A 22,289-nucleotide genomic window follows, 5' to 3' on the forward strand; every position below is an offset into this window, starting at 1 on the left:
AAAGCGCTGCCGGCATCTCGAAGGCCTGTTCGCCAGGGGGCGGCAGGCTTCTTTTTTGCGTGCTGGCAGGCCCGTGGTCCCGCTGCTCAGAGGTCCGTGCGCAGCTTCCAGATCTCGGGGAACAGCACCACGTCCAGCATCTTGCGCAGGTAGCTCACGCCGCCGGTGCCGCCCGTGCCGCGCTTGAAGCCGATCACGCGCTCCACGGTGGTCACATGCCGGAAGCGCCACAGGCGGAATGCGTCTTCCAGGTCGGTGAGTTCCTCGCCCAGCTGGTACAGGTCCCAGTGCTCCTTGGGGTTGCGGTACACCACCAGCCAGGCCTGCTCCACGCCGTCGCTTTCCGCGTAGGGCTGGGTCCAGTCGCGCTCCAGGTGGCTGGCGGGCACGGGGATGCCGCGGCGCGCCAGCAGGCGCAGGGCTTCGTCGTACAGCGAGGGCGCCTCGTACGCGGCCTGCACCTGGGCCCGCAGGTCGGCGCGGTGCTCGTGGGGCTTGAGCATGGCGCGGTTCTTGTTGCCCAGGGCGAACTCGATGCTGCGGTACTGGTAGCTCTGAAAGCCGCTGGACTGGCCCAGGTACGGGCGCATGGCGGTGTATTCGGGCGGCGTCATGGTGGCCAGCACGTCCCAGGCGTGCACCAGCTGCTCCATGATCTTGGAGACGCGCGCCAGCATCTTGAAGGCCATCTGCAACTCGTCGTTGGCGATGTGCGCAATGGCCGCGCGCAGCTCGTGCAGCATGAGCTTCATCCACAGCTCGCTGGTCTGGTGCTGCACGATGAACAGCATCTCGTCGTGCGCGGGCGAGAGCGGCTTTTGCGCGGTGAGGATGGCGTCGAGCTGCAGGTAGTCGCCGTAGCTCATCGACTGGCTGAAGTCGAGCTGGGCGCGTTCCTCGTGCACGATGGACTCGGGCAGGGGCGTGGCGGACGCTGCGCCGGCAGCGCCTTGCGACGGGGTTTGCGAGAAGGGGCACATGGTCAATCTCCTTCCCGGTCAGGTCACGGCGTGCGTCTGGTTGAACTCGGGCTTTTGCCAGTCGCCGCTCTCCAGCACCTGGCGCAGGTGCTCCACGGCATTCCACACGTCTTCAAAGCCCAGGTACAGCGGCGTGAAGCCAAAGCGCAGGATGTCCTTGTGCGGGCCCTGGCCGCCGTCCCCCTTGCGGAAGTCGCCGATCACGCCGCGCGCGATCAGCGCCTGCACGATGGCATAGGCGCCGCTGCCCTGGCCGTTGACGCCCGCGCCCTCGTCGCGCGTCAGGCACACCTGCGAGCCGCGCCGGGCATGGTCGCGCGGCGTGGCCAGGCCCAGGCCGTGGCCCGCGCAGCGTTCTTCCACGAGCTGTATGAACAGGTCGGTGAGTGCCAGCGACTTGGTGCGCAGCGCGGCCATGCCGCCCAGCGCCTGCGCGGCCGTGAACACGTCCAGCCCGCACTGCAGCGCCGACAGGCTGATGATGGGCTGCGTGCCGCACAGGTAGCGCGTGATGCCTGGTGCGGGTTTGTAGTCGGGGGTGAAGGCAAACGGAGCCGCGTGGCCCCACCAGCCCGACAGCGGCTGCCAGAAGCGGTCGGCGTGGCGCGGGTGCACCCACACAAACGCCGGTGCGCCGGGGCCGCCGTTGAGGTACTTGTAGCCGCAGCCGATGGAGAAGTCGGCGCCCGCGCCATGCAGGTCGACCGGCACCGCGCCCGCGCTGTGCGCCAGGTCCCACACGCACAGGATGCCCTGGGCATGCGCTGCGGCCGTGATGGCGGCCATGTCGTGCATGGCGCCGGTGCGGTAGTTCACGTGGGTGAGCATCAGCACGGCCACGTCGGGGGCCAGCGCGGCGGCGATCTCCTCGGGCTCCACCAGCACCAGCTCCAGACAGCGCTCCTTGCACAGGCCCTCGGCGATGTACAGGTCGGTGGGGAAGTTGCTGCGCTCGCTCACGACGCGCTTGCGCGCCGGCCCGTCCTCGCGGGCGATGTTCAGCGCCGCGCTCAGCACCTTGTACAGGTTGATCGAGGTGCTGTCGGTGCACACCACTTCGTTCGGGCCCGCGCCGATCAGCGGAGCCAGCTGGTTGCCCAGGCGCTGGGGCAGATCGAACCAGCTGGCGGTGTTCCAGGATTTGATGAGGTCCGTGCCCCACTCGCGCGTCACCACATCGGCCACGCGGGCTGCCGCGGCCTTGGGGGCCACGCCCAGCGAGTTGCCATCCAGGTAGATCACGCCCGGGGGCAGGGTGAAGTGCCCGCGCAGCGGGGCGAGGGGGTCTTGCGCATCGAGGGCGCGGCAGTCTTGTGCGGTGAGGGTCATGGTGGCAGGTGGATGGTTCGCTTCTGTTTTGATAGCTATTGGCGCTTTTCCATCAAGCGGTAGTGGCCAAAAAGGCTTGAAAATGCGGTGGTTCAGGCCAGCCGCCGCAGCACGGCGCGCACCGGCGATGCGTCGGCGGTGGCGAGCCTGAGCGGCAGGGCGATGAGCTCGTAGTCGCCCTCGGGCACCTCGTCGAGCACCAGGTTTTCGAGCACGCGCAGGCCGCGGCGGCGGATGACCTGGTGGCTGTCGAGCGTCTTGCTGTCCGCCGGGTCGATGCTGGCGGTGTCGATGCCCACCAGCAGCACGCCCAGGTCGGCCAGGCGCTCGATGGTGCCGGGGGCGTAGGCCGCCAGCGCGCCATCCCAGCGGTCCACCGGCATGTGTTCGTAGGTGCGCACCAGCACGCGCTGGGGCAGGGTGGCGTCCACCGCGTGCGCGATATGGTCCCAGGTGATGAGCGGCCCGCGCGCGATGGCGTGGATCACGCGGCAGGGGCCCAGGAAGGCGTCGAGCGGCACGTCGCCGATGCTGGCGCCATGCTCGTCGTAGTGCAGGGGCGCATCGGCATGCGCGCCCACGTGGGGCGACAGCGTGATGGCGCTCACGTTCACCGGGCAGCCGGGCCCGATGGTGGCGCACCACTGCTGGCTGTAGGCCGTATCGCCCGGGAACACGGGGCTGCCCGCGTGCACGGGCGGCGAAATGTCCCAGAGCCTGTGGGCTGTGGAAGAAGAGGGGCTGGTTGGCATGGGACAAAGTTTGCATGTCCCGCAAAAACCATGGTGTCGGTTATTTCCAACACCTTTCGCATTTTGTTGAAGCCTAAACGATCTGCGTGGCAGGCCTGGAAGATCGGCCCTGCCCCCAGCGGCGGCAGCCCGTGCCGCGTGCGCGCCCGGTGGCTCTGGCCTCGAACCCCCCGGCAGGGGACGGGCGCCCTGCGCAGATGCCGCAGGCGGCCGGATGCGCCTGGCGGGGCGGCCCAGGAAGGGCCTGTCAGGCAGCGCGCTGGAGGGGAATGCTGACGAAAAAGCCCACGCCCCGGCCATTCAGGCCGTCCCCCAGCCGCACCTGCCCGCCCATGCGCAGCACGGCCTGCCGCACGATGGCCAGGCCCAGCCCCGAGCCGTTGGCGGCATGCCCCAGGCCCCGGTAGAAACGCTCGAACACCCGGCTGCGCTCGGCGGCGGGAATGCCCGGCCCGTCGTCCTGCACCGCCAGGTGGAGCTCGCCGGCTTCCTCGCGCAGGGTGAGCGACACGCTGCCGCCCGACTCGGCATAGCGCACGGCGTTGTCGATGAGGTTGTGCGCGATGGATTCGAAGGCGGGCAGGTCGAGCCGCGCGGGCAGGCTGTCGGGCGCGTCCAGCGACAGCTCGATCTGCCGCGCCATCGCCTGCGGCGCGGCCTGTGCGAGCGCGGCGCGCAGCCACTGCGCCACGTCCAGGTCGCGCGGTGCGGGGCGCTGTGCCTCGTCGAGCGCGGCCAGGTCCAGCAGCTGCTGCGCCAGGTGCGAGGTGCGGGCAATGGCCTGCTCCAGGTGCGCCTGGGCCTGCGTGCGTTCGTCCTCGCTCTGCGAGCGCGCCATCACATGGGCCTGCGCCGTGATCACGGCCAGCGGCGTGCGGATCTCGTGCGCGGCATCCTGCACGAAGGCCCGCTCGCGCTCGACCTTCTGGCGCAGCTGGGCGAAGAGGTGGTCTAGCGACTGTTCCAGCGGCTTGAGCTCGCGGTGCCGCGCGTTGAAGCCCACGGGCTTCAGGTCGTCGGTGTTGCGCTGTGCGATGCGCCGGGCGAGTTGCTGCAGGGGGCGCAGGCCATTGCGCACCGACAGCCAGACGGGCAGCAGCACGAAGGGCGAGGCCAGCAGCAGGTAGGGCACCAGCGCACGGCCGTTGTACTGCAGGAAGTTGGAGTCCGTGCGTTTGGGCTCGATCACCCGCAAGGCCCAGCGCGCGTTGTGGCCCGTGTAGATGCGGTAGACGGTGCCGCCCAGACGGGCCTCCGTGATCACGCCCACCGCTTCTGGCGTGGCGGGCGGCGGCGTCAATGGTTGCAATCCGGGCGATGCGAATACCGGCTGGCCGGTGGCGGCGTCTTTCAGTTCATGCAGCAATGTGCCGGGCAGCAGGCCGATCTGGCGGCGGCGGATGTTGGTCCAGTGGTCGGTCGAGGCCAGAGCGGCGGAGGCTTGCGAACGGTCCGTGAGGTGGGCCAGTGAGTCCAGCACCGCGTCGCCATACTTCTGCAGGCCCGGGTCATAGGTGATGGCCTGCTTGTAGTTGACGTAGTTGTAGCCGAGCAGGACAACCCACACCAGGACGAAGGCCACCATGACCGAGATCACGCTGCGGCGCACCAGCGTGGGCTCCGCCAGCCTGGTCCAGGCGGTGTGCAGCTTGCGGGGAAGGGAGATGGGGCGGGTCATGCCTGCAGCAGATAGCCCACCCCGCGCACGGTGCGGATCAGCTCCGGCCCGATCTTGCGGCGCAGGTTGGACACGTGCACTTCGATGGCGCCGAAATCCACCGGCTCGCCCAGCGGGTCCAGCCGCTGGGCGAGCACGCCCTTGGGCACCACGGCGCCGGGCTCGCGCGCCAGCTCCAGCAGCAGCTGGAACTCGCGCGGCGACAGATCCAGCGGCTCGCCGCCGCGCCGCGCCTGGTGGCGCCGGGGCTCGACCACCAGCTCGCCCAGCACCCAGCGCTCGCTGGCCTGCCGCGCGCTGCGGCGCAGCACCGCACGGATGCGCGACATCAGCTCGGCCGTGGCGAAGGGCTTGATCACGAAGTCGTCCGCGCCGCCGTCCAGCCCCGCCAGCCGGTCCTCGACCGCCGAGCGCGCGGTGATCACGATGATGGGCACCTGCTGGCCCTGCGCGCGCCAGCGGGCGAGCAGGTCGAACCCGCTGCCGTCGGGCAGGGTCAGGTCCAGCAGCACGCAGTCGATGGTGTTTGCGTCCACCGTGGCCGGCGCATCCACGGCGCGGCGCAGCCATTCGCTGGTCAGGCCCTCCACCTTCAGCGCGGACTGCAGCGCGCGGCCCAGGTCGAGGTCGTCTTCGATGAGCAGGATGTGCATGGGAGGCATTGTGGGGGCTGGCAATGCGCGGCGGCCTGTAGCGTGCGCGATCGGCGGACCTTCTTTGGCGTGCCTTAAGCTGGGCTCTTTCACAATCCCAAGCACATCAACAAGCAATATCGGGAGCGGGTGGCATGCAAATGAAACGGTTCTGCACATGGGCAGGTCTGGCGGTGTGTGCACTGTGGCTGGCGGGTTGCGCCAGTGGCCCTGCGCACCCTGCACTGGTGGGCGGTCAGTTGCCCGATCTGGTGCCGGTGCGCGACTTCGTGGCCAGCCGGCAGTCCACCGGTGGTTACCGGGTGTCGCCGGACGGCCAGCGCATCGCCTGGTTCGGCGTGGATGGCGTGGTGCCCGCGATCTGGGTGCAGCCTATCGACGGTGGCAGTGCCAAGGCCTTCCGCATCCGGGCCCGATCTATCCGCTTCAGCGCAGACAGCCGCTGGCTGGGCATCACGGCCGACCTCACGGGCGATGAGAACACGCGCATCTTTGCGGGCGAAGTGGAGGGCCCCGGCACGGACTTGCGCGAGCTGATGCCGGCGCCCCGTTCGGTGGCGCATTTTGTGGACGCCGTGGAGGGCACTGCCGACTTCATCGTCACCTCCAACCAGCGCGACAAGAAAGTCTTCGACCTGTACCGGGTCAGCGCTGCAGGCGGCGCGCCGGTGCTGCTGGCCACCAACCCTGGCAACGTCAACTGGTGGGGCGTGGACCCGGGTGGCCAGCTGCGGGCGCGCGCGCAGTTGCGCGGCGACGAGGCCCTGCTGGAGCGTCCAGGCACGGAGCCCGGCAGCTGGGTCACCGTGGCGCAGCGCAGCCGCTGGGACACCCTGAGCATCTTTGGCCTGCACGACGAGGGGCGCAAGGCGTGGGCTCTGTCCAACCGTGGCCGCGACAAGCTGGCGCTGGTGCGGCTCGACATGATCACCGGCGCCGAGGATGAGTTGTTCGCATCGCCCGATGTGGACCTGGACAGCGTAACGCTGAGCCGCCGAACGCGCGAGCCTTTGGTGGCCAACTTCATGCCAGGCTACCCGGCGCGCCAGGTGTTCGACCCCGCGTTGGCCGCGCGGCTGTCCGCACTGGCGGGCGAACAGTCGGCAGAGGTGTTCGTGACCAGCATGGACCGCACCGACACCGTGTTGACGGTAGCTGTCTCCACGGACCGCGGCACGCGCAGCTATCTGCTGCGCGAAGGGCACGAGCCACGGTTCCTCGGGGAAAACCGCCTGAGCCTGATTGCCAAGGACCTGGCACCGACCAGGCCCATCACCTACACCGCACGCGACGGCCTGACGGTGCACGGGTACCTCACGCTGCCGCAGGGCGTGGCGCCGCAGCGGTTGCCGATGGTGCTGCTGGTGCATGGCGGCCCCTGGGCGCGCGACCGCTGGGGCGACGGGGCCACGAGCCGCGCCATGCAGCAGTTTCTGGCCAACCGGGGCTATGCCGTGCTGCAGGTCAACTACCGGGGTTCCAGCGGCTATGGCCGCGCGCACATGGAAAGAGCCATGGGTGAATTCGCGGGACGCATGCACGATGACCTGGTGGACGGCGTGCGCTGGGCCGTGGAGCAGGGCGTGGCCGACCCGACGCGCGTGGCGATCTACGGCGCGAGCTACGGCGGCTACTCGGCGCTGGTCGGCGCGACCTTTACCCCTGAGGTCTTTGCCTGCGCCGTGGACGTGGTGGGCGTGACGGACATCGCCCGGCTGCTGGAGGCCGCGCCGCCCTATTGGGAGCTGGGCCTGCCCTGGTGGCATCGCTATGTGGGCAATCCGGCCGTGCCGGAGGACCGCGCCCGCATGGATGCCAAGTCGCCCCTGTACCGCGCCGAGCATGCGCAAAAGCCCATCCTCGTCATGCATGGCGTGAACGACCCCCGGGTGAAGCTGGATCAGTCCGAACGGATGGTGGCCGCACTGCGCAAGGCGGGCAAGGAGGTGGACTACGTCACCTTCACCGGCGACGGCCATGGCAACCAGAAGTGGAGCAACAACCTCACCATGTACCGCAAGACCGAAGACTTCCTGGCCCAATGCCTGGGCGGGCGCACAGGTGGGTTCGACTACTACCAGCTGGGCGCGTGGGCGTTTTGACCATGCCGCGCGGTGCCTGGGTTCTGACGGTGTGGGCGATGATCGGTGCTGGCGCTGCCGCCGCCGCCGCGCAGGCGGCTGATCAAGGTTCCACGGAAGCGGTCTACACGCGGGCGCGTGTGGTGTCCGTGGACCGCGAAAGCGGGAGCGGCGGCAAGAAGCTGTATGTGCGCCTGAAGTTGCTGCCCCGCGCGAAGATTCCGTTCGCGACGCAGACCTTTCGGGTCGTCGACGCAAGCCTTCTGGCCGGCATCTCCGAGGGCGCATGGGTCAGGTTTCAGGCTCGGCGCGTGGACGGTGAAAACACGCTGACCGCCATCCACATTGCTGACGAGTGCAAGCGATTCGAACCCTGCGACTGATGGGGGCTCAGGCGTAGAGCGTTCCCGCTCGCAGGGCTGCCAAGGCGTTGCTTAGGTTGATGCGCGCCTGCGCTTCATGGCGTTCATGGAACCATTCCGTGCCATAGATTCGCGGCCGCTCCAGAAACCCCTGCAGCACCGCGCTGCGCCCCGCTGCATACCGTGGCCAGCGCACGAAGAAGTACTCACGCCGCACATTGCGCTCGAACTGGCGGTAGACCGCGTCGATCTGGCCGAGGATGGCCAGATCGATGTCGACAACCCATTGCGCATCACCGGCCAGCGCGCCGGGGTTGTGGCGGGTGTCGAGGATGTGCTGGTGCACGCGCAGGACCATGGGCTCGGGCAGGTTCTGGCTGCGCAGGAAGCGCATGGCCCCGTCGGCACTGCGCTCCTCGTTGTGCTTGCTCCACGGCCAATAGATCGCGTCATGGAACCACAGGGCGAGGGCGGTGGCATGGGGGTCTTGCAGGGCACCGGGCTGCTGATCCTGCACCGTTTGCAGGTGCCGCAGGCAGGCCCACAGATGGGTGGTGTCGTGGTACGCGCGGGGCCAGTGGGCCCAGCCCAGGATGAGGCGCCGGCCCTCGGCGCGCCAGGCGGGGGTGTCGCGGCCCAGCGACTGGCCCAGCGCGTTCCAGTGCGCCTGCAGTTCGGCGCCATGGACGGGCTGGCGGCGCCAGGGCATGGTGGAGAAGTGGATCAGGCCACGCGGCCGAGCAAAAGGTACTCCATGAGTGCCTTTTGCACGTGCATCCTGTTTTCTGCCTCGTCCCACACCACGGACTGCGGCCCGTCGATCACGTCCGCTTCGACTTCTTCGCCCCGGTGGGCGGGCAGGCAGTGCATGAACAGGGCGTCCGGCTTGGCGGCGGCCATCATTTCGGCGTCCACGCACCAGTCGGCGAAGGCTTTCTTGCGCTCTTCGTTCTCGGCCTCGTAGCCCATGCTGGTCCACACGTCGGTGGTCACCAGGTCGGCGCCTTGGCAGGCTTCCAGCGGGTTGCTAAAGAATTGATAGCTGCCAGCGCTGATTCCGCGGGCGCCAGCGGCCAGTTTCTCATCCACTTCGTAGCCGCGCGGCGTGCTCACGTGCACCTTGAAGCCCAGCAGCGATGCCGCCTGCAGCCAGGTGTTGGCCATGTTGTTGCCATCGCCCACCCAGGCCACGGTCTTGCCCTTGATGGCGCCGCGGTGCTCGATGAAGGTGAAGATGTCGGCCAGGATCTGGCAGGGGTGGTATTCGTTGGTCAGGCCGTTGATGACCGGCACGCGCGAGTTGGTGGCAAAGCGCTCGATCTTGGCCTGCTCGTAGGTGCGGATCATCACCAGGTCGACCATGCGGCTGATGACCTTGGCGCTGTCCTCGATGGGCTCGGCGCGGCCCAGCTGGCTGTCGCCCGTGGTCAGGTGCACCACGGAGCCGCCCAGCTGGTACATGCCGGCTTCAAAACTCACGCGCGTGCGCGTGCTGGCCTTCTCGAAGATCATGGCCAGCGTGCGGTCCACCAGCGGGTGGTGCTTTTCGTAGGCCTTGAATTTCTTCTTGATGAGCGCGGCGCGCTCGAACAGGTAGGCGTATTCGTCGGCGGTGAGGTCGTTGAACTGCAGGTAATGTTTCATGGATGCAATGTATCGCGGCGGGCCTATTCGGCCAGGATGGCCTTGACCAGCGGGGTCAGCTTGGCGACGATCTCGTCGGCCTCGGCGGTGGTGAGGATCAGCGGCGGCACCAGGCGGATCACGCTGTCGGCCGTGACCGACAGCAGCAGGCCCGCCTCGGCCGCGCGGCCAATCAGCGCGCCGCAGGGCTTGGCAAGCTCGATGCCCAGCATCAGGCCCTGGCCGCGAATCTCCTTCACGCCGGGCAGGCTGCCCAGCTCGCGCTGCAGCGCCGCGCGCAGGTGGTCGCCCACGGTGACGGCGTTGTGCAGCAGGCCGTCCTCTTCCATGATGCGGATGGTCTCGACCCCGGCGCGCATCGCCAGCGGGTTGCCGCCGAAGGTGGTGCCGTGGTTGCCGGGCTGCAGCACGTTGGCGGCCTTGGGGCCGGCCACCACCGCGCCGATCGGCACGCCCGAGCCCAGGCCTTTGGCCAGGGGCATCACATCGGGCACGATGCCCGCCCATTGGTGGGCGAACCACTTGCCGGTGCGGCCCATGCCGCACTGCACTTCGTCGATCATCATGAGCCAGCCGCGCTCGTCGCACAGCTTGCGCAGCTGCTGCAGGTATTCGATGCGCATCGGGTTGATGCCGCCTTCGCCCTGGATGGTCTCGAAGAACACGGCCACCACGTTGGGGTTGCCTTCGGTGGCCTTCCTGATGGCTTCGATGTCGTTCAGCGGCACGCGGATGAAGCCTTCCACCAGCGGGCCGAAGCCGCTGTAGATCTTGGGGTTGCCCGTGGCCGACATGGTGGCGATGGAGCGGCCGTGGAAGGCCTTCTCGTACACCACGATCTCGGGCTTGGCGATGCCCTTGTCCACGCCGAACTTGCGGGCGATCTTCAGGGCCGCCTCATTGGCCTCCAGGCCCGAGTTGCAGAAGAACACGTTCTGCATGCCCGACAGCTCCACCAGCTTGGCCGCGAGCTGTTCCTGCAGCGGCACGTGGTAGTAGTTGGAGGTGTGGATCAGCTTGGTGATCTGGTCCTGCAGCGCGGGCACGAGCTTGGCGTGGTTGTGGCCCAGGGTGTTCACGGCGATGCCGCCCAGGCCGTCCAGGTATTCCTTGCCGTTCACGTCCCAGACTCGGCTGCCCTGGCCACGGGCCAGCGCGATGGGTACGCGGCCATAGGTGTTCATCACGTGGGGCGAAGCTGCCGGGGTGGTGGCGGTCATGCAGAAATCTCCTGACGGTACGGTGATGGGCTGCCCTTGAGGGATCGAAGCCCGAGAAAGCGAAGCACGATTCTAGGGGGAGCACGATGAACGGCTGTTGACGATTGCGCATTACTGCAATGCGGCGCGGCCCACGCTGTTTCGGGGCCTGATCCGGAGTCCAGCATGTGGATTAGGGTCCCAGCTCTTATATAAGAGTTAGAATGCGCGTTGCGGTGCAGCATGCAGTGATCCTGCCTTGGCCGCGCCCCACTACCACTCCAATCCCGATGGTTTCCCCCACCTCCAAAGAAGTCTTCATCCAGGGCATTACCCATGACGGGAAGACCTTTCGCCCCAGTGATTGGGCCGAGCGGCTGGCCGGGGTGATGAGCAGTTTTCGCCCGGGCGGAGCGCGGCCCGGCAGCCATTTGAGTTACTCGCCCTGGTGCATTCCGACCACGCTCAACGGGGTGAAGTGCGTGGTGGTGCACCGCGACCTGCGCGACCACGAACCCATGGCCTGGGACTTCGTCATCAACTTCGCACGGGACAACAATCTGCAGGTGGCCGAAGCCTGCCTGTTGCCAGACCCGCCCCCGGCGCCTTCCACCAGGCCTTGACCTTTCCCCCGGTGCGCCGGCGGGTGCGGAGCGTCTTTCGTGGCGTGGCCGGCCACTTCCGGGGCCCCGGTCCCACCGCCGTTCAGTGTTTTGCGATCACGCTGCGCCGTGGTCAGGATCCGGTGCGGGGCTGGCGTGCAGGAGCTGGTCCGACCGCAGTCTGGCCATCCAGGCCTTCTCCACGAACGGGTCCGTCACCCCGTAGTGCCCGTGCCGGACGCGCATGAGCAGGTTGGCCGAGGTCATCATCCCGATCACGCCCTGTACCTCCTGGGCCGTGGCCTCGCGGCCAATCTGCGCTGCGTAGGCCTTGAGGGCGTCGGCGGTGAACACGCCCTTGACGTCGCCACCGATGCTGCAGATGCGCGAGAACACGGCCTCGGCCAGAGGGCCCATGGCTTCCACCTTCTGCAGTTCGACGTCGGCCGCGGCCGCGCCCAGCGATTGGGCGATGGTCGGCAGATGTTCGTCGGGCCGCGCGTCCGGCGGCAGGCTGCGCAGGATGTTCAGGGCCTTCATCAGCTCCTCGGGCCGGCTCCCCATGCTTTTGAAGGCCGCCTCCGCGACGTCCGGGGCCGGGAGCATGGGCCCGAGCTGGGGGCGGACCTGCTCCAGCACGTAGTCGATGAAGTCCCGGCCCAGCACCGGAAACTCGTTGGTCACCGCGCCGTTGAACGCCTGGTTGCCCTTGAGCGTGAGCTCCTGCACCCGCGCGCGGTGGGAGCCCGTGCCCAGGAACAGGAAATAGCCGGGCGTGCCGGGGCGGGTGTTGATGGCGTCGCGCGCGGCCTTGAGCGCGTGCAGCATGTTGTCGCCGTCGGCGCTGCCCAGGGCGTGCTGGACCTCGTCGATGATGAGCACCACGTCCGTGCGGGCCTGGTCGATCAGTTCCTTGAACGCCTGGGCCAGGCTCACACCTTTTTCCTTGCCCACATCGGAGAGCTTGAACCCGAACTTGAACCCCGCCGCGCCGGCATCGATGCTGGAGACATCCTTGAGCCGCCTGAGGATGGCCGAGCCCGGCGTCTGGAGCTCCTTCAAGGCCTTGCGGATCGCCTCGTGCACCAAGTCGGCCGGGTTGGCCTGGGGCTGGCTCCACAGGTCCACATAGACCACGATGGCGCCCAGGGCCTCCAGCGCGGGGATCAGGTCGGTGGCCAGGAAGGTGGTCTTGCCCACGCGCCGCTGCCCCGCCAGGAACAGGCCCGAGCGCAGCGACGTGTCGAGAAACGAGGGCCGCAGCAATTGCGTGGCCATCTCCTGCGCGAGGGCGGTTCGCCGGAAGGTCATGGTTTATTGGTTTTTATGAAATTCAAATAATTATGGTTCTTCAATAATTTATCGTAAAGAGACGGGGCGCGCCATTTGCATCCAGAAACAAAAAAACCGCCCGAAGGCGGTTTGTTCGTTTGCTGGCAGCGCACCCGTTACAAACGGCGAACGGCGGATGCCGTTCGGGCTGTTTGCCTGAAGTGGGTCAGGCGGCCAGGGCCAGGGCTTTCACCTTGGCGGACAGACGGCTCTTGTCGCGAGCAGCCTTGTTCTTGTGGAAGATGCCCTTGTCAGCCACGGTGTCGACCACGGCCTGCATCTTGGCGAACAGTTCGGTCGCCTTGGTCTTGTCGCCAGCCAGAACAGCCTTTTCGACGTTCTTGACAGCGGTACGGTATTTGGAGCGCAGCGAGGTGTTCGCAGCGTTGATCTTGACGTCCTGACGGACGCGCTTGCGGCCCGACGCCAGGCGCGGGTTCTTCTTCTTGGGTTTAGCGGATGCCATGGTTTTGATTCCTTGAGTCTGAGGATGATGCCAGCAAAGCCCGCGATTATAGCCCAGAGCCACTTACCGTGGTCACGGCGGCTGCTGCCGGCGCGTTGCCATCGCCTGCGCACCCGTGGAACCGGCTCTGCCAGGCCACCGGGTGCGGCCTCCCTGGGATACGCTCCTGGGGGACGGCGCGCAGCGGCACAGGGGGCTACACTTCTTGCGGTGTCACTGTTCAAAGCCGCCTCCACCGTCTCCCTCCTGACCCTCGTCTCCCGCATCACCGGGCTGGTGCGGGAGCTGCTCATGGCCTCGGTCTTCGGGGTCAGCGCCATGACGGACGCCTTCAATGTGGCGTTCCGCATTCCCAACCTGTTTCGCCGGGTCCTCGGGGAAGGGGCCTTCAGCCAGGCGTTCGTGCCGGTGCTGTCCGCCACCCGTGCCCAGGAGGGCGACGAAGGGGCCCGGGCGCTGATCAACCATGTGGGCACCTTGCTCGCATGGACGCTGGTGCTGCTGTGTATTGCCGGTGTGCTGGGCGCCCCCTGGATGGTGTGGGGCATGGCCAGCGGGCTCCAGCAGTCGCCCCAGGGTTTTGACGCCGCCGTCACCATGACGCGCTGGATGTTCCCCTACATCGGCTTCATGTCGCTGGTGGCCCTGGCGGGGGGCATTCTCAATACCTGGAAGAAGTTCGCGGTGCCCGCGGCGTCGCCGGTGCTGCTCAACATCGCGCTCATTCTCTCCATCATCCTGGGGGCGCCCTGGTTCGCCCGCCATGGCATCGAGCCCATCTACGCGCAGGCCGCCGGGGTCATGGTGGGGGGGCTGCTGCAGCTGGCCATCCAGGTGCCCGCGCTGGCGCGCCTGGGGCTGCTGCCGCGCATCGGGGTGCGCTGGGCGGCGATCCGGGCCGCCTGGTCGGACCCCACCACGCGCAAGGTGATCCGCCTGATGCTGCCCGCGCTGCTGGGGGTGAGCGTGGCGCAGGTCTCGCTGCTCATCAACACGCAGATCGCCTCGCACCTGGCCACCGGCAGCGTGAGCTGGATCACCTACGCCGACCGGCTGATGGAGCTGCCGACCGCGCTGCTGGGCGTGGCGCTGGGGGTGGTGCTGATGCCGCAGCTGGCCAGCGCCCGCGCCAAGCAGGACGACGAAAGGTACTCGGCCATGCTTGACTGGGGGCTGCGCCTGGTGGTGTTGCTGTCGGTGCCCTGCATGGTGGCCTTGCTGGTCTTTTCAGAGCCGCTGGTGGCGGTGCTGTACCACTATGGGGCCTTTGGTGACCAGGACGTGCGCCAAACCACCCTGGCACTCACGGGTTATGGCGTGGGCCTGGTGGGCATTGTGGCCATCAAGGTGCTGGCGCCCGGTTTCTATGCCAAGCACGACATGCGCACCCCCATGCTCATTGCGGTGGCGGTGCTGGTGCTGACGCAGCTGATGAACCTGGTGCTGGTGCGCTACCTGCAGCACGCCGCCCTGACGCTGACCATCGGCATCGGGGCCCTCGTCAATGCCGCCTGGCTGCTGATCGGCCTGCTGCGGCGCGGCAGCTACCGGCCCTTGCCTGGCTGGGGCAAGTTCGCCCTGCAGGTGATCGCCGCGAGCGCCTTGCTGGCCCTGCTGCTGGCGTGGGGCGCGCAGCACTTCGACTGGGTGGCGATGAAGGGGCAGACCCTTCGGCGCATAGGGCTGCTGGCCGGGCTCATGGCTGCGGCGGCCGTGCTGTACTTCGGCGCGCTGTGGGCGGCCGGCCTCAAGCTGCGCCAGCTGCTGCGGCGCTGACGGCGGCAAAGGCCGCAAATGTGCTGCCAAGCGGTGCCTTCTGTCGCTTGACGCAGGCCGGCGCGGCACTTACAACCCTGCCATATGTCCCTGAGCTATTCCGTGCCCACCTCGCTGGAGTACTTTGCATCGCTGGTGCAGAGCGACGACCACTTTCCGCTGCTGGAGGCCGCGGCCAGCCTGGCCCACGACGAGTACCCGGAACTGGATGTGCAGCAGTTGCTGGGCGACATGGACCAGCTGCTCGCCCGCATCAAGCGCCGCCTGCCCGCCGATGCGCCCGCGCTGCAGCGCCTGCGCACCCTCAACCAGTTCTTCTTCGCCGACCTGGGTTTTGGCGGCAACGTCAACAACTACTACGACCCCGAGAACAGCTACCTCAACGCCGTGCTGCGCACGCGCCGGGGCATCCCGATTTCGCTGGCCGTGCTGTGGATGGAGCTGGCCCAGGGCCTGGGCCTGCATGCGCGGGGCATCGCGTTCCCCGGGCATTTCATGGTCAAGGTGCTGCTGCCCAAGGGGCAGGTGGTGCTCGACCCGATCTCGGGCCAGTCGCTCAGCCGCGAGGAACTGGCCGAGCGGCTGGAGCCCTACAAGCGACGCAATGGCCTGGTGGACGACTACGATGTGCCGCTGGGCCTGTACCTGCAGGCGGCCACGCCGCGCGACATCATCGCGCGCATGCTGCGCAACCTCAAGGAGGTGCACCGCACCCAGCAGGACTGGCAGCGCCTGATCACCGTGCTCGACCGGCTCATCGTGCTGCTGCCCGAGGCCTGGGGCGAGCGGCGCGACCGGGGGCTGGCCCATGCCGAGCGGGGCAATACGGCCGAGGCCGTGGCCGACCTGCAGGCCTATCTGGCCCATGCCGAAGACGGTCTGGACATCGACCTGATTGCCGACCGCCTCAACGCACTGCGCGGCTAGAACGGTGCGCTGTGCGCGGGCTGGTCGGCCCGTAGCTGTGCCAGCTGCCGGCGCAGCTCGGTGTTCTCGGCGGTGAGTTCCGCCACGCGGTGGCGCAGGGCCTGCAGCTCGTCGGCACTTCCCTCGGCGCCCGTGCCCGGCTGTGGCGCGGCCTTTTCTTCCTTTTCTTCTTCCTCTGAACGCGCTTCGTCGCGCGGCTTGCGCTTGTTGAGTTCGCGCACGCGCTTGGCGGCCTGCTTGAGCTCATCCTTGCCCGCGGCGACGGCCGCCACCTGCTCCTCGGCGGGCAGCGTGGACACGGCGGCGGCGGCGTTGATGGAAATGGTGCCGGACTTCACGGCGGCCACCAGCTCGGGGGCGGCCTGCTTCTGGATCTTCTCGATCATCACCACCTGGCTGCTGCTCAGCCGCGCGGCCCGGGCGATGGCCTCGCGGCTGGCCAGCGGATCGGGGGCGGGCAGGGCGGCAGTGGCCTCGGGCGCCGCCGGGGCGTCCGCGGCCAGGGTGTCGGGTGACTCCGAAGGCTCCGGGGCGCGTGCCTTGCGCTCGGCCATGATCTCGCGCTTGCGCAGTGCCAGCACACCGCGCTGGAAGTCCGACACGCTGCGGCGCCCCAGGTGCTGGTCGATCATCCACAGGTGCACGTCCTCCATCGACTGGAAACGCGGGTTCTGCACCGTCTGGAAGGGCAGGCCGTGCTTCTGGCAGATGCCGTAGCGGTTGTGGCCGTCCACCAGCACGTCGCCCCACAGCACCAGCGCGTCGCGGCAGCCCTCGGCCAGGATGCTGCGCTCCAGGGCCTCGTGCTCGTCGGGGGTCAGGGGTTCGATATAGGCTTTGAGTTCTTCGTTGACGACGATGTTCATGGTGGAAAGCGGTCCGGGAGCAGGGCAAGGGGCGCGATTGTAGACATGCCCGGGCCCGCACCTACCGATCGCGGGTGTCCCGCAGCGCCAGCCAGCCCGCCACCGCCGTGAAGGCGGCCACCACGGCCACGATGATCCAGAAACCGTGCCCGTTGTCCGCCAGCGGCACGCCGCCCACGTTCATGCCGAACAGCCCCGCCAGGATGTTGATGGGCAGGGCCAGCACGGTCACCACCGTCAGCACGAAGAGGCTGCGGCTGTTGGCTTCCTGCACGTTGGCGGCGATCTCTTCCTGCAGCAGCTTGATGCGCTCCTGCAGGCCCTGCATGTCGCGCAGCACCACCGAGAATTCCTCCGTGGAGTCGCGCAGCTCCTGGGCATCGTCCGCGCCCATCCATGCGGGCGGGTGCTGCAGCAGGCGAAACAGCGCGGCGGGCTCGGGGGCCAGCAGCCGCTGCAGGCGCACGAGCAGGCGCCGCAGCACCCCGAGCCGCGCGCGCTTGTGGTCCAGGCGGCCGGCCAGCAGCTCGTCCTCCACGTCGTCGATGCGCTGGGTCACGCCGCGCACGATGTCCACCAGGCCCGAGGCCTGGGTGCGCATCAGTTCGGCCAGCAGGGCCACGCTGGATCGCGGCGCCTGCCCGCTGCGCACCGCCGTGCGCAGCGCATCCACCGAGCGCAGCGGCCGCGTGCGCCCGGTCACCATCAGGCGCGGCGCTACGCTGGTCCAGAGCGTAGCGATGTCCGAGGGCTCGAACGCGAAGTCGAAGTGCGCGTCGTTGAGGACGGCGATCAGCGTGTCGTCGTCGCGCTCGATGCGCGTCGATACCGAGCGGTCCTTGAGCGCATCGAAGAAGGCCTCGGGCAGGCCGGCGTGCCGCTCCATCCAGCGCACGGCCTGCGCGTGGCTCAGGTTGAAATGCACCCACAGGAAGGTGGTGGCGTGCTCCGCTTGCGGCGCTGCGGTGCCCGTGGCTGGCGGATGCCGCAGCGCGCTCAGCCACTGCGCGGCCTGCGCCGAATCGACTTCGCGCGGGGGTGCGTCGGCATCCAGCAGATAGCCGCAGATCAGCCCGGCGGCATCGCCGCCGTAGTTCAGGTGGGCATTCACGGCAAAGAGGGCGCGCGGCGGAAAGGAGGGAGACAGGCTGGCACCGCCGCATGTTGGCGCGCGGGCGTGACAGCGCCGTGACAGATCACGCCGATGTCACAACACTGTCACCTGCCGGCGCCACGATGGCGCATCTCTCTGTCTATTTGCCTGCACGGATCGGTTGCCCATGTTTCACCAGAACACCCTTGACACCCAGGACTTGATGCAGCGCATCGCCAACGACCTGATCGACAGCTACGACGAAGAGCTGGAGCTGGAGATCGAGGACCGCAACGTGGACGATCTCGGCGCCCCCCAGCCCACGGACAAGCTGGCGCGCCAGCTTTACTTCAAGGAGCTGTTCCGCCTGCAGGGCGAGCTCGTCAAGCTGCAGGACTGGGTGCAGCACAGCCGCCAGAAGGTGGTGATCCTGTTCGAGGGGCGCGACGCGGCGGGCAAGGGCGGTGTGATCAAGCGCATCACCCAGCGCCTGAACCCGCGCGTGGCCCGCGTGGCCGCGCTGCCCGCGCCCAACGACCGCGAGCGCACGCAGTGGTACTTCCAGCGCTATGTGGCGCACCTGCCCGCCGCCGGCGAAATGGTGCTGTTCGACCGCAGCTGGTACAACCGCGCGGGTGTCGAGCGGGTCATGGGCTTTTGCACCGACGACGAATACGAGGAATTCTTCCGCACCGTGCCCGAGTTCGAGAAGATGCTGGTGCGCTCGGGCATCACGCTCGTCAAGTACTGGTTCTCGATCACCGACGAGGAGCAGCACCTGCGCTTCCTCGGGCGCATCCACGACCCGCTCAAGCAGTGGAAGCTCAGCCCCATGGACCTGGAAAGCCGCGTGCGCTGGGAGGCCTATACCAAGGCCAAGGAAACCATGCTGGAACGCACCCACATCCCCGAGGCGCCCTGGTGGGTGGTGCAGGCGGTGGACAAGAAAAAGGCGCGCCTGAACTGCATCGCCCACCTGCTGTCGCAGCTGCCCTACCAGGAGGTGCCGCATCCGGCGGTGGTGCTGCCCGACCGCGTGCGCAACCCCGAGTACCTGCGCCAGCCGGTGCCCGCGTCGATGTACGTGCCCGAGGCGTACTGAAGCCCTCGGGGTAAGATGATTGCTATTATTTATATAGCTGTCAGCGATTTCCCATCAAGCGCTGGAGGCCAGGAAGGCCTCAAGTACAGGACTGCGGCGCCGCACCCCTGAGCCTCTGGACCGTCGGGACCGCATCCCGCTCCTGCAGCGCCTTCGGGAGGGGACTCTGGCACGGCGGTGTCCGTGTGGCCGGGGCAGGGCCCTTGTGGATTGGCCACGCCACGCCGCACAGTGGTCTCCTGTGTGTTCCTTCTCAGTGGGGCCGCCGCGCCGTGCCCTGGGACGGCGTGCCGCCCCGGCCGAACTGGTGCCAGGCGCGGCGCAACTGCGTGTCGGAGCTGAAGCCCGCCATCTGCGCGGCCTGGGTGACGTTGCGCCCGGACTGCAGGGCCGCTTCGGCCGTGGCCAGTCGGATGCGGCGCAGGTACGCCAGCGGCGCGATGCCCGCATGCTCCAGGAACAGCCTTGTGAGGTGCCGGGGCGAGGTGTGCGCCACCTCCGCCATGGCGGGCACGCTCCAGTCGGCCTGGGGTTGCTGGCCCACGGCGTCCTGCACGCGGTGCAGCGCGGCGTGCAGGTGGTTGCGGTGGTGCAGGAAGGGCGAGAACTGCGGGTCGTCCGGGCCCCGGCGCAGCCCGATCACCATGGCCTGCGCCACCTGCACGGCCACGGTGGGGCCGCACAGGTCCGAGATGCGGTGCAGCAGCAGGTCGATGCCGGTGGTGACGCCCGCGCTGGTGTAGATGGGCCCGTCGGTCACGAACACGCGGTTGGCGGCCACGTCGCAGCGCGGGTCCACCTCGGCCAGTTCGTCGAGGTGCAGGTGGTGCGTGGTGGCGCGCCGGCCGGTGAGCAGGCCGGCATGCGCGGCGAGCACCGCCCCGGCGCACACGGTGACCAGCTCGAGCTGCCCGGCCACCGGGCGCAGGCCGCGCAGCCAGTGCAGCAGCGCCTGGGCCTCGCCGTGGCCCACGTCGATGCGCCGGCCCGGCAGGCCCACCAGCACCACCCAGGCGGGGCTGGGCAGCACCTCGGGCAACGGCGCCAGGCCCGTGAGCGCGACGCCCACGGAGGTCATGGACTCGGGCGTGGGGCTCACGAAGTGCTGCACGAAGCGCTCGGGCAGGCCCCGTGCGCGCAGCGTCTGGTTGGCGATGCGCAGCGCCTCCGCGGGGCCTGCCCAGTCCAGCACCAGGCTGCCGGGCAGCAGCGCGAAATAGACGTGGATGGGGGCGGGTGGAATGTCCTGCATCAGTGTTTCCTTGCTTCGTCCGCGGCCTTGAGAACCGGCACGGCCGGGGCCCGTGCCCCCGGAGCCGGCCTTGCCAGGCCCCGGCGGGAGAGGGGGAGGGGCGGCACGGGCGGCCTTCAGGGCGCGGGATTCCAGGGCGTGTCCATCTGGCGGGCGGTGCGCTGGGAGAGCGCCGAGCCCGCCAGGCGCGTGACCAGATGCAGGCTCATGTCGATGCCCGCGCTGATGCCCGCAGACGTGACGAGCGCGCCCCGGTCCACCCAGCGCACATTCTCCTGCACGTTGAGCGCGGGAAACTGCGCGCGCAGGTCCGCGATGTCCTCCCAGTGCGTGGTGACGGGCCCTTCGGTGACCACGCCGGCCGCCGCCAGGATGAACGCGCCGGTGCATACCGAGGCCGTGACCCGCGCGCCGCGCGCGGCCCGGGCCACCCAGGCGCGCGTCTGGGCGCAGGCGGCGGCTGCATCGACCACGCCCCCGGGCACGATGAGCACGTCCGGCGCCACGGCGGTGGCGAAGTCGGCATCGGGCAGCACCCGCAGGCCGGCGCGCGCCTGCACCGGCTGCATGCCGCGCGCCACGCACTGCACGGCAAAGGGCACGGGTGCCCCGGGCCGCAGGCGCTGCTGCATGCGGGTGGCGGTGGTGAACACCTCGTAGGGGCCCGCGAGGTCGAGGGCCTCCACGTCGTCGAAGACGAGGATGGCGATCTTCAGCGGATGGGGGGCAAGGGTGGCTTCGGTCATGGTGCGGTGGCGGGCTGGGGTGGCGTGGGGGTGGAAAAGACGTAGCGCGGGTAGGTGTCCTGCGCGGCGGCGACCGCCTGCAAGTCCAGGTCCACGGTGCAAAAGGGCTGTGCGGGCGTGGTGCGCGCGAGCAGGGCGCCGTCGGGGCTGATGGCCCAGCCCGCGCCGCCATAGGTGCCGGCGGCGGCATCCACGCGGTTGGACGACAGGCTGTAGGCCCCCGTGCGCACGGCGGCCACGGTGCCCACCGCCAGCCATTTGGCGGTGGTGGCCGCCGCCGTGGCACGCGGCGACAGGATGGCCTGCACGCCGCCGAGCGCGGCATAGGCGCCGTAGGTGTCCAGTGCCCAGAGTTCGGAGCAGATATTGAGCCCGAAGCCGAGCGCACCGGCCTGCAGGCGGGGGAAGGCGGCGTCGCCGCGCTCGAACCAGTGCGCCTCCCAGCCGCCCGGTTCGTCGGGCAGGTGGAACTTGCGCCGCAGCGGCAGGTAGCCGCCCTGGCGCGACCAGGCAAAGCCCTCGTTGAAGCGCTGTCCGCCCACCGTGACCGGGCGGGCGCCCACCACCCAGTCGGTGTCCAGCGCGTGCAGGCGGGCTTGCCAGGCGTCGCTCAGCGCCACGGCGGCATCCCAGCGGGCGGGTTCGGGGGGCAGGGTCTCCCACAGGGGTTCGACAAACGCGAACTCGGGCAGCAGCACCAGCCCGGACCGCTCGGCGCGGGTGTGCGCGCACAGGGCGGCCCAGGCGGCCTCCAGCAGCGCGGGTTGGCAGGGAAGTTCACAGACGGTGGCGCGCATGGCGGTGGATCCTCGTGGCATGGGCAGGGTGGAAACGGGTGGGCAAGGGTGCGGTGCCGATCACTATCAGACAGATCTCAAGAGACCTGCTTTTGCAGCAGGTATCTTGCAGCGCCTATGGTGCCTGCGGGTGCTGGATGTGTCCGAACTCGATGGGACAGGTTTCGATCAATTTCCGCCATATATCGGGCGACACCTGCCGCGCGGATGCCGGCAAGGTGCCCAAGGGCTCTGGAAATTCCGAGGAAATGGCCGCCACGCTGGAAGGACAAGGGGTTCCAGCTATCAAATTGAGAGTTTCGTGCGCGGGAGGCCAGATGCTGTTATGGTGATTAGGGTTTTCCCTTGTTCCGTGGGGCGCCCCGCCGCCTGCACTGGCCACGCCCCACCGCTGTTTGTTTGCCGCCCTTCATTTTTTTTCTATTCCCCCACACCAGCACACCATGGCCCCACGCTCCCGCCTGTTCTCCCTGTCAGCGCTGACGCGGGCGTACCAGCGCAACCTGAAGGCCCTGGTGCGCGCGACACGGCCCGCGCGCCCGGTGCGGCGCAAGGCGGCGGTGCCGCTGGCGGCGCCAGTCGCCGCGCGGGCTGGGGCTTCTCTCTTCTACACCTCTGACGCTGCCGACGACCGGTTCCTCGTGTAGATCTC

Annotated in this window: 22 protein-coding genes; 7 read left to right on the plus strand and 15 right to left on the minus strand. The window is 68.6% G+C overall.

All coding sequences use genetic code 11. The annotated features are described in order from the left end of the window. Positions 1–86 precede the first annotated feature (86 nt). The 5 genes from kynA to AC07OC_RS25855 all read right to left on the minus strand — a co-directional run bounded on the left by kynA (position 87) and on the right by AC07OC_RS25855 (position 5,392). The gene (gene kynA / locus AC07OC_RS25835) at positions 87–980 is read right to left on the minus strand and encodes a tryptophan 2,3-dioxygenase (protein ID WP_494602561.1); all 894 of its coding nucleotides are present in this window, start codon (positions 978–980) and stop codon (positions 87–89) included. An 18-nt stretch (positions 981–998) separates the two neighbouring features. Beyond that, positions 999–2,309, minus strand: coding sequence for a kynureninase (kynU, locus tag AC07OC_RS25840; RefSeq protein ID WP_494602563.1), 1,311 nt, complete (start codon positions 2,307–2,309; stop codon positions 999–1,001). Positions 2,310–2,401: 92 nt separating this feature from the next. Then, positions 2,402–3,061: an arylformamidase gene (gene kynB, locus AC07OC_RS25845; RefSeq protein ID WP_494602565.1), complete on the minus strand. Its 660-nt coding sequence runs from the start codon at positions 3,059–3,061 to the stop codon at positions 2,402–2,404. Between the two features lie 247 nt (positions 3,062–3,308). Further along, positions 3,309–4,739, minus strand: a complete 1,431-nt coding sequence (locus AC07OC_RS25850; protein ID WP_494602567.1) for a sensor histidine kinase — start codon at positions 4,737–4,739, stop codon at positions 3,309–3,311. Continuing rightward, positions 4,736–5,392: a response regulator gene (locus AC07OC_RS25855; RefSeq protein ID WP_218293668.1), complete on the minus strand. Its 657-nt coding sequence runs from the start codon at positions 5,390–5,392 to the stop codon at positions 4,736–4,738. The genes AC07OC_RS25850 and AC07OC_RS25855 overlap by 4 nt, the downstream gene beginning before the upstream one ends. A 134-nt stretch (positions 5,393–5,526) precedes the next feature. Here AC07OC_RS25855 and AC07OC_RS25860 point away from each other — a divergent pair, with 134 nt between their 5' ends. After that, positions 5,527–7,494, plus strand: a complete 1,968-nt coding sequence (locus AC07OC_RS25860; protein ID WP_494602569.1) for a S9 family peptidase — start codon at positions 5,527–5,529, stop codon at positions 7,492–7,494. Then, a complete protein-coding gene (locus AC07OC_RS25865; protein ID WP_369641790.1) occupies positions 7,482–7,856 on the plus strand; it encodes a copper-binding protein in 375 nt (124 codons plus the stop codon). Before AC07OC_RS25860 ends, AC07OC_RS25865 begins: the two co-directional genes overlap by 13 nt. A 7-nt stretch (positions 7,857–7,863) precedes the next feature. Here AC07OC_RS25865 and AC07OC_RS25870 read toward each other — a convergent pair whose 3' ends face one another. From AC07OC_RS25870 to AC07OC_RS25880, 3 genes are read right to left on the minus strand one after another with little or no spacing between them, the layout of a single operon-like run. Next, a complete protein-coding gene (locus AC07OC_RS25870; protein ID WP_369641791.1) occupies positions 7,864–8,544 on the minus strand; it encodes an HD domain-containing protein in 681 nt (226 codons plus the stop codon). A gap of 14 nt (positions 8,545–8,558) precedes the next feature. Beyond that, on the minus strand, positions 8,559–9,479 hold the full coding sequence (gene argF / locus AC07OC_RS25875; protein ID WP_494602571.1) for an ornithine carbamoyltransferase: 921 nt from the start codon (positions 9,477–9,479) through the stop codon (positions 8,559–8,561). A 23-nt stretch (positions 9,480–9,502) separates the two neighbouring features. After that, on the minus strand, positions 9,503–10,699 hold the full coding sequence (locus AC07OC_RS25880) for an aspartate aminotransferase family protein (protein ID WP_218293674.1): 1,197 nt from the start codon (positions 10,697–10,699) through the stop codon (positions 9,503–9,505). A gap of 269 nt (positions 10,700–10,968) precedes the next feature. On the opposite strand from AC07OC_RS25880, the gene AC07OC_RS25885 reads away from it, so the two are divergent. Next, positions 10,969–11,301: a DUF3579 domain-containing protein gene (locus AC07OC_RS25885; RefSeq protein ID WP_218341861.1), complete on the plus strand. Its 333-nt coding sequence runs from the start codon at positions 10,969–10,971 to the stop codon at positions 11,299–11,301. Positions 11,302–11,397: 96 nt separating this feature from the next. Here AC07OC_RS25885 and AC07OC_RS25890 read toward each other — a convergent pair whose 3' ends face one another. Then, the gene (locus AC07OC_RS25890) at positions 11,398–12,591 is read right to left on the minus strand and encodes an AAA family ATPase (RefSeq protein WP_494602574.1); all 1,194 of its coding nucleotides are present in this window, start codon (positions 12,589–12,591) and stop codon (positions 11,398–11,400) included. A gap of 187 nt (positions 12,592–12,778) precedes the next feature. Then, positions 12,779–13,078, minus strand: a complete 300-nt coding sequence (gene rpsT / locus AC07OC_RS25895; protein ID WP_218293677.1) for a 30S ribosomal protein S20 — start codon at positions 13,076–13,078, stop codon at positions 12,779–12,781. 210 nt (positions 13,079–13,288) lie between these two features. Here rpsT and murJ point away from each other — a divergent pair, with 210 nt between their 5' ends. Then, positions 13,289–14,854 carry a murein biosynthesis integral membrane protein MurJ gene (murJ, locus tag AC07OC_RS25900; RefSeq protein WP_218341859.1) on the plus strand — a complete coding sequence of 522 codons (1,566 nt, stop codon included), beginning with the start codon at positions 13,289–13,291 and terminating at the stop codon, positions 14,852–14,854. A gap of 84 nt (positions 14,855–14,938) precedes the next feature. Further along, positions 14,939–15,781, plus strand: coding sequence for a SirB1 family protein (locus AC07OC_RS25905; protein ID WP_218293679.1), 843 nt, complete (start codon positions 14,939–14,941; stop codon positions 15,779–15,781). Here the strand turns inward: AC07OC_RS25905 and AC07OC_RS25910 are convergent. Beyond that, a complete protein-coding gene (locus AC07OC_RS25910) occupies positions 15,778–16,647 on the minus strand; it encodes a plasmid replication/partition related protein (protein ID WP_218341858.1) in 870 nt (289 codons plus the stop codon). The genes AC07OC_RS25905 and AC07OC_RS25910 overlap by 4 nt on opposite strands. Positions 16,648–16,708: 61 nt before the next feature. Continuing rightward, positions 16,709–17,758 (minus strand): transporter, encoded by a 1,050-nt coding sequence (locus AC07OC_RS25915; protein WP_218341857.1) that lies wholly within the window; start codon positions 17,756–17,758, stop codon positions 16,709–16,711. 169 nt (positions 17,759–17,927) lie between these two features. Here AC07OC_RS25915 and ppk2 point away from each other — a divergent pair, with 169 nt between their 5' ends. After that, on the plus strand, positions 17,928–18,842 hold the full coding sequence (ppk2, locus tag AC07OC_RS25920) for a polyphosphate kinase 2 (RefSeq protein ID WP_218341856.1): 915 nt from the start codon (positions 17,928–17,930) through the stop codon (positions 18,840–18,842). 253 nt (positions 18,843–19,095) lie between these two features. On the opposite strand, the gene AC07OC_RS25925 is transcribed toward ppk2, so the two are convergent. The 3 genes from AC07OC_RS25925 to AC07OC_RS25935 all read right to left on the minus strand — a co-directional run bounded on the left by AC07OC_RS25925 (position 19,096) and on the right by AC07OC_RS25935 (position 21,637). Further along, positions 19,096–20,094 carry a GlxA family transcriptional regulator gene (locus AC07OC_RS25925; RefSeq protein ID WP_218341855.1) on the minus strand — a complete coding sequence of 333 codons (999 nt, stop codon included), beginning with the start codon at positions 20,092–20,094 and terminating at the stop codon, positions 19,096–19,098. 116 nt (positions 20,095–20,210) lie between these two features. Next, positions 20,211–20,840, minus strand: coding sequence for a DJ-1/PfpI family protein (locus AC07OC_RS25930; protein WP_218341854.1), 630 nt, complete (start codon positions 20,838–20,840; stop codon positions 20,211–20,213). After that, positions 20,837–21,637 carry a carbon-nitrogen hydrolase family protein gene (locus AC07OC_RS25935; protein WP_218293685.1) on the minus strand — a complete coding sequence of 267 codons (801 nt, stop codon included), beginning with the start codon at positions 21,635–21,637 and terminating at the stop codon, positions 20,837–20,839. Before AC07OC_RS25935 ends, AC07OC_RS25930 begins: the two co-directional genes overlap by 4 nt. A gap of 443 nt (positions 21,638–22,080) precedes the next feature. Here AC07OC_RS25935 and AC07OC_RS25940 point away from each other — a divergent pair, with 443 nt between their 5' ends. Further along, a complete protein-coding gene (locus AC07OC_RS25940; protein WP_494602578.1) occupies positions 22,081–22,284 on the plus strand; it encodes a hypothetical protein in 204 nt (67 codons plus the stop codon). Positions 22,285–22,289: the final 5 nt, after the last annotated feature.

This window comes from Acidovorax sp. GW821-FHT10E04 (assembly GCF_059415185.1).